The organism is Moorena sp. SIO2C4 (genome assembly GCF_010672485.1).
Lineage (GTDB): Bacteria > Cyanobacteriota > Cyanobacteriia > Cyanobacteriales > Coleofasciculaceae > Moorena > Moorena producens.
In genome coordinates, this window is the sequence record NZ_JAAHGN010000342.1 from 1 (window position 1) to 6,942 (window position 6,942).

6 protein-coding genes and 1 pseudogene are annotated in these 6,942 nt (G+C 43.7%); all 7 read left to right on the plus strand.

Going from position 1 to position 6,942, the window contains the following annotated elements:
• A pseudogene (locus F6K20_RS18250) lies at positions 1-270 on the plus strand (VOC family protein); the annotation flags it as partial.
• Between the two features lie 100 nt (positions 271-370).
• Positions 371-1,264: a phosphodiester glycosidase family protein gene (locus tag F6K20_RS18255; RefSeq protein WP_008179149.1), complete on the plus strand. Its 894-nt coding sequence runs from the start codon at positions 371-373 to the stop codon at positions 1,262-1,264.
• Between the two features lie 279 nt (positions 1,265-1,543).
• Positions 1,544-3,055, plus strand: coding sequence for a GUN4 domain-containing protein (locus F6K20_RS18260; protein WP_008179151.1), 1,512 nt, complete (start codon positions 1,544-1,546; stop codon positions 3,053-3,055).
• A gap of 253 nt (positions 3,056-3,308) precedes the next feature.
• Positions 3,309-4,295: an endonuclease/exonuclease/phosphatase family protein gene (locus tag F6K20_RS18265; RefSeq protein ID WP_287252669.1), complete on the plus strand. Its 987-nt coding sequence runs from the start codon at positions 3,309-3,311 to the stop codon at positions 4,293-4,295.
• A gap of 8 nt (positions 4,296-4,303) precedes the next feature.
• Positions 4,304-4,651 carry a cupin domain-containing protein gene (locus F6K20_RS18270; protein ID WP_008179156.1) on the plus strand — a complete coding sequence of 116 codons (348 nt, stop codon included), beginning with the start codon at positions 4,304-4,306 and terminating at the stop codon, positions 4,649-4,651.
• A gap of 549 nt (positions 4,652-5,200) precedes the next feature.
• Positions 5,201-5,848 (plus strand): hypothetical protein, encoded by a 648-nt coding sequence (locus tag F6K20_RS18275; protein ID WP_008179158.1) that lies wholly within the window; start codon positions 5,201-5,203, stop codon positions 5,846-5,848.
• 49 nt (positions 5,849-5,897) lie between these two features.
• Positions 5,898-6,942 (plus strand): RNA-guided endonuclease InsQ/TnpB family protein (locus F6K20_RS18280; RefSeq protein WP_287295566.1); only part of this gene is annotated, 1,045 nt, incomplete at its 3' end.

The following is a 6,942-nucleotide window of genomic DNA, read 5'->3' on the forward strand; positions in this document are numbered from 1 at the left end:
TCATCACTCAGTACAGAAGACGAACCTAGAGCCCTAGCCCTGACCGAAGTCAAGGGAATTGAATTACCCACCCCTACCACTCCCTATCGTTTAGCCCTGGTGGTCAGAGTAAAAGACCTGACCCTAACCATTGAGAAAATCCGTGAACTCGGCCTTGAAACCATTGAGCCCAATTACTTTACTAGACCACCAAACCTCAATTTCACTGAGCAAGCATTCTGCGATTACGACGGTCATCGGATTATGCTTTATGATGTGACATCTGGTTGAGTAATTTAGCGAAGGGAATAGGGAGTCGCACCTCTGCATCGCTATTCCCGACTCCCAGATCCGCTGTTCCCTTTGCTATAGTTATTGCTTCTAAAAGAACGTGAGAAAAATCCTTGGGCTGAGCTTGATTGCCATTGGTTTAGCCATTGGGTGGTTATCTATCCGGAATCACCAGCCACCCGATGCCCTCTCTTCAGATGTTTCGCCACCCCAGAAACAGATCAAATACCAATCCCATCCTCTAGACTTTAGTGTGGTTCATACCTTATTAATTCCAGCTGAAAGTGGATTTTCCGTTACTCCAGCCATATCGGAACAGTTAATCACCTTAGAAGATTTAGCCCAAAAGCACCAAGCTGTAGCTGCCATCAACGGCGGTTTTTTTGACCCAAAAAATCAGAAGACCACCTCAATCGTAATCAAGCAAGGGCAACTAGTAGCAGATCCCCGTGACAACCAGGGGCTAATCCAAAATCCCAACTTACAGCCCTACATGGATAAAATTCTCAATCGATCAGAATTTCGGCGATACCGTTGTGGGTCAACAGTCCGCTATGATATTACCCTACACAGTGAACCGACCCCCCCCGGTTGTCAATTATTAGATGCCCTAGGCAGTGGTCCGTTGCTGGTTCCACAAATTACATCAGTCACCGAAGGTTTTGTAGCTGTAGAAAATGGCAAAGTCATACGAGATGCCCTAGGGAGCAGCCGACTCAATGCTAGAAGTGCAGTCGGTATTACTCCTGATGGCAGCATTTTGTTAGTCATGGTCGCTCAAAAACCAGAAGCTCCCAGAAATTCCGGTATGTCGTTCAGGGCCCTAGCTACCTTCCTGAAAACTGCTGGGGTGGAAAAAGCCATGAATCTAGATGGAGGAAGCTCCTCCGCTCTTTATTATAACGGCAAAACCATTTATGGGAGAGTGGACAAAAACGGAAATCGAATCAAACGAAAAATTAAATCGATTCTAATGGTTAACCAAGACCCGTGACTAGTAGGGAGTCGGGAGCGGTGCGACCCGTGGCGAATTTAATTCGACGACTGTAAGCGCACCGAGGGAGTCGGAACGATCTGAAAATCTAATCAGTCCTTAATTATTATATAGCAGTTCTCCTCTTTATGAGGTACACAGGATTTTTGACCTATTCCCGTTTTCCTATTCCCGATTCCCGATTCCCTATTCCCTATTCCCTAAAATCCAAAACTTGTGTACCTCACCTATTTTAGAAATGCTATAAGAAGATAATAGATGGCATTAGTGAAAAAGTAAATGGCTAAGAAAGTAGCACTGCTGATCGCGGTTGATCAGTATGCAGAAGGTTTAACTACCCATCAAGCTGCCTCCCATGATGTGCAAGCAATGCAGCGAGTTTTACAAGAGAAAACCCTAGGGGATTTTAATCGGGTAGACTTGCTGCTCAATCCCAATATGGTCAACCTAAAAGAGGCAATTCAGAACCTAGTTGACCAATGTGGTGTCAATGACTTAGCCCTAGTTTTTTTCTCTGGCCAAGGAATTATTAATCAGGATGGTAAACTGTATTTAACAACTAGCATCACGACTAAAGATAACCTTGAAGGTACTGCATTACCCGCTTCTTTTTTACACCAGCAATTTAGTCGTAGTGATGCTCAGCAACAAATAGTAATTCTTGAGTGTGATTACTATAGTGCTTCCGCTGATGGTTCGCTGACAGAACCTGTGAGTGTCAATCTCAAGGAAGAACTCAGTGCTCCAGGGCGAGCAGTTCTCACCTCCTCCACAACTACACAAACCTCTTTTGAACAGGAAGCACCTCATTGTTCCCTTTACACCCAGTACTTAGTCGAAGGCATTGAAACTGGTGCAGCAGACCGAGATGGGGCTGGCTTAATCTATGTTCGTGAATTACATAACTATGCCACCGAAAAAGTCCAGACTATTAAGCCCCAGATCGAGCCAGCTCTGTTTCTCGATAATAAAGGGTTGGATATTTTACTGACTATTTTAATGAATAAAGACCCCAAGGATGATCCCGATAGTGAGTATCGCAAAATCGAAGCCAAGTATCGCAAAATTGTGGAAAACTATGAACGGTATGGTAAGATTCCTGAAATTGTTCAATATACATTAAATAAAAAACACAAAGAGTTGGGGATAACTGTTGACCTACACCAACCTGACCAACTCATTTCTGATCAAGGCATAGACTACTCTAACTTGCGAGATTTACTCAAAGCCGGTAAATGGAAAGAAGCCGATCAGGAAACCTTTGCTCTAATGGTTAAAGCAGTTGATCGAGAAGAAGACAACAATCTCGATCCTGAGTCAATCAAGAATTTTCCCTGCACCGATCTACACACCATTGAGCAGCTTTGGCTAAAGTATAGCAGTGGGCAATTCGGCTTCAGTTTGCAAAAAGAAATTTGGCAGAAGCTTGGGGGAAAACTTGATAGTGACGAGAATAACGTTGATAAACTAGAATTCAACCGAAGCGTGTATGTTTTGAGTTCCTATTACAACCCAAACAGTATTTCCCGCAGTAATTATTTCCCTAACATATTAGCGTATCAAACTCAGCTTTATCAACAATTTGGTCATAGTGTGGGATGGCGACAGCGCAAAGGATTGCACCTCAGAAGACGATGGAAAAATTATGAAGACCTTACATTTTCCGTAATCTGGGCTCCAGTGGGTCACCTGCCAACTCTGGTTGGTCGTGATGGCATGAATTTGGGAGTATTATCGATTTGGAGGATGAGGGTTAATTTATTCTCTCACCTTGAGGAGTGTTGGTTATAGCGTTTGTAAGTATTCAGCTATCAGCCGTCAGCGTGTCGCGTATCAGCTTATGGGCACGCTACTTGAGGTGCAGCCTGGTCTTGGGGGTTTCCCCCACTCGCGCTTTGCATCAAGACAGTGTGGCACAGGCTTCGACGCATCGGACCTATTAGCTGATAGCTGACAGCTGAACGCGCACGCGTGCGCGTAGCGCATATGCTTAGGTTGAGGAAATGCCAAGCTGGAGAAATAATTCTCAGCACAAATAAGAATCATGAATCGAAACCGTTTCAAAGTTGGAACCTTTAACCTATGCAACTTAGTGCTACCAGATGTCCTATACTATAGAAAAAAGATATATACCCAAACAGAGTACGCTCTTAAGACCAGCTGGATCGCTGAACAACTGAAGAAGATGAAAGCTGACATTGTTGGCTTTCAAGAGGTATTTCATAAAGAAGCTCTCCAACAAGCACTGGCTCAGAGCCAAGTTTATGACAATGCCACCACTGTGTTCGCAAACCCTACGGGTAAAAGTCCAGTTGTTGCCCTGACCTCCAGGTTTCCAGTGCTTGAATACAACGTCATCAAAGATTTTCCCACTACGGCATGCCTGGATATCCAAGGAACAGACATCCCACTCAAGCGTTTTTCTCGACCAGTGTTGGAAGCACATCTCAAGCTGAGTGACACGATTGATTGTACAGTTTTTGTAATTCACCTCAAGTCCAAGCGTCCGATCATCCCAGATGGAGTAGACCGCAACGACCCAATTGAACAAGCCAAAGGACAAGCGAGATCTCTAATCCTCCGAGCAGCTGAAGCAACAGCTTTGCGGGTAATTTTGATGGATAAGCTTCAGCACAGGGATCATCCGGTAATAGTTATGGGTGATGTCAATGATAGTGGTCTGGCTATAACCTCTCAAATCGTTTCTGGAGAGCCTCCTTTGAGAAAACTCTGGTTTCAGCAAAAGCAGATCATCTGGGATGTGTTGTTGTATTACGTCAAAGACATTCAAGCTCGACAAAACTATGGTGACTTCTACTACACCCACATCCATAATGGCCACCACGAGAGCCTAGATCACATCCTGGTTAGTCAGGAATTCGTGGTTCAAAATCCCAAACGCATTGGCAGAGTTGGGTATGTCTCCCTTTTCAATGATCATCTGATCGACGAAACTTTGAGTGAAGAGAAAATTGAGACTTGGCAATCTGATCACGGACAGGTCGTTGTCTCCATCGAACTTGATTCATAAGGTGATGTATGAACACTGAAGAGATAGCTAACATTTTCAACTTACCTCCTGAACTTCCTACCGAAGAACTGTTTGAACCGTTGATATCTAGCCAGAGCGTATTAATCGAGCGCATCATCTCCACTGGACAAACTACACCAACCGGAGAGTGGTATGACCAAGACCAAGACGAATGGGTAATCCTCTTACAAGGGCAAGCAACCCTTGCCTACCTTGACGGTTCCAGTGTCAAGCTCAAAGCAGGGGATTATCTATTTATTAAAGCTCATCAAAAGCATCGAGTTGAATATACCAGTGCTGAGCCACCCTGCATTTGGCTAGCCGTTCATGGCAATTTGCAACAGCAGCAGACGTAGGCAAAATTTTCAGGACTTACGCAAAACTGGGCGTTGCTTAATAATGGAATGATTTCAAGACTTTTGTGGAATGGGCATCAGGCGTGGAACGGGCATCTTGCCCGTTACAATCTTCGGGCGGGCAGGATGCCCACTCTACTCCTATTCATTCGAAGATTCAGCAACGCCCAAAACTGGACTCTAAACCCGCTTATAGCATTTCTCAAATAGATCAGGTATCAGAAACGCTATAGAGTAATCGCCCTTCAAGTATGATCCTAAAGTATTAAGTTTTGTAAAACGTTTCATAACTTGATTAGCTAGCCCTGATTACTTACTAGAGGTTACTGTTGTGATGGGGAAATGCGATCGCTATTTATTGTCGTCTCATTTTCCCTTAACTCTAGTAAATTTATATTTCCGAAATCACTCTAAATCAGGAAACTCTCTCCCTAGATGGGAATAGTTTATATAAGCCCAACCAAGACCAGACTACCTTCAATGACAGTTCATAGACAGTTCATAGAAGTGTAGGACCCGAGTGAACTAGGAGATGATCATAAGACGCCGATGTCACTAGAAAATGGATTAAATGCTCTCCAACAAAAACGTTATGCAGAGGCGGTGCAATGGCTAGAAGACTATTGCCACTATTGCCAACATTCTCGCGATCACCATTCTCAAGAGTATAGTCAAGCCCAAGCAGCTCTGGTGAAAGCCTATAGCGGCAATGGTGAGAACAAAAAAGCGATCGCCCTCTGTCGGAAGTTAGAAAATCACCCAAATTCCCAGGTCAGCAATTGGGCAAAAAAATGTCTGGCCACCCTCACTTCAAAGTCAACAAAAACAACCCTAACAAAAACAACAGCGAAAGCCATGTCAAAATCCCGTCACAAAGCCGGAAGAGTGGCGCAAACTGGAATCAGGTTAGCCATGAAAGGCATTGCCAGTAATCTTGCCCTTGCCTCTGGTGTTACCATCTCTTTACTATTTGGGATGGTATTAGTCTTATCTCTGAGTTTGCTGCTAATCCTGAATAGTAACAATCCTGTTACTGGATTAATCATCTCAGTTGCCATCACCCTAATTTTTAACAAATCTGGGAGGCAAGAGGGGTCTATCCATCCCCATCCGTGCATAGGGATGGGGATGGATAGACCCCTTGCCGTAGGCCACGCTATGGGAACAAGAGTATTTAGCAATGGGTTGACAATGTAACACAAAATATATATAATGGTACATAAGGTCGATAAACAAGGTAAAAGCAGTGAGACATCAGGCAGTCAAGGTCAGAATTTACCCCACACAGGAGCAAATTCATATACTTGCTCAGCACTTTGGTTGTGCTCGCTGGTGGTGGAATTATGCACTGAATCAGTGTATAGAAACCTACAAAGAAACAGGCTTTGGATTGTCTCGCGCTGCCCTCAATTCTATACTACCAAAACTCAAAAAAGATAAAGAAACTGAATGGCTAAAAGATTGCTACTCTCAAGTATTGCAATCTGTGAGTCTAAATCTTAGCCGTGCATATCACTTTTTTGAGGGGAGAGCCAAATATCCTAGATTTAAATCATATCATCATCGCCAATCAATTCAATACCCACAGCGTGTATGCCGCGTAGGTGACTGTCTTAAATTTCCTGGAAAACTAGGAATTGTCAAGGCAATAATCCACCGACCACTAGACGGAGAAATCAAGACTGTTACAGTTAGCAAAACTCCATCTGGGAAATACTACGCTTCTGTGCTGATGGAGTACGACTCAGACAATGTAAAACCTTCCACAGACGGAAAGGTTATTGGGATTGATTTAGGTATCAAGGATTTTGCTATTACCTATGATGGCGAAAAGACCTCTAAATTTGCCAATCCAAGACACTTAGCCAAATACGAACGAAAATTAGCCAAAAAGCAGCGTATTGCTGCCCGAAAGAAGAAGGGTAGTAATGGACGTAGGAAGGCTAGAAAGATTGTAGCTAAGGTATACGAACAGATTGGAAATGTCCGCCAAGACTACCTGCACAAGTTGTCTAGAAAAATAGTTGACAACAACCAAGTGGTGGTAGTCGAAAACCTGAATGTCAAGGGCATGGTTCGTAACCACAAATTAGCTAAAGCAATATCTGATCTGGGTTGGGGAACTTTTGTAAACTTCTTGTCTTATAAGTGTGAAAAAGAAGGAAAGGTATTGGTTGAGATAAACCGGTGGTTCCCCAGCTCTAAAACCTGCTCTAATTGTCATTACCAAATCAAGGAGTTGCTGCTTGATGTAAGAGCTTGGACTTGTCCAAGTTGCGGAACTCACCACA

Excerpts from the sequence above, each read along its gene's own strand:
- F6K20_RS18260 (WP_008179151.1), top strand. The coding sequence starts at position 1,544 with ATGGCTAAGAAAGTAGCACTGCTGATCGCGGTTGATCAGTATGCAGAA.
- F6K20_RS18265 (WP_287252669.1), top strand. The coding sequence starts at position 3,309 with ATGAATCGAAACCGTTTCAAAGTTGGAACCTTTAACCTATGCAACTTA.
- F6K20_RS18270 (WP_008179156.1), top strand. The coding sequence starts at position 4,304 with ATGAACACTGAAGAGATAGCTAACATTTTCAACTTACCTCCTGAACTT.
- F6K20_RS18275 (WP_008179158.1), top strand. The coding sequence starts at position 5,201 with ATGTCACTAGAAAATGGATTAAATGCTCTCCAACAAAAACGTTATGCA.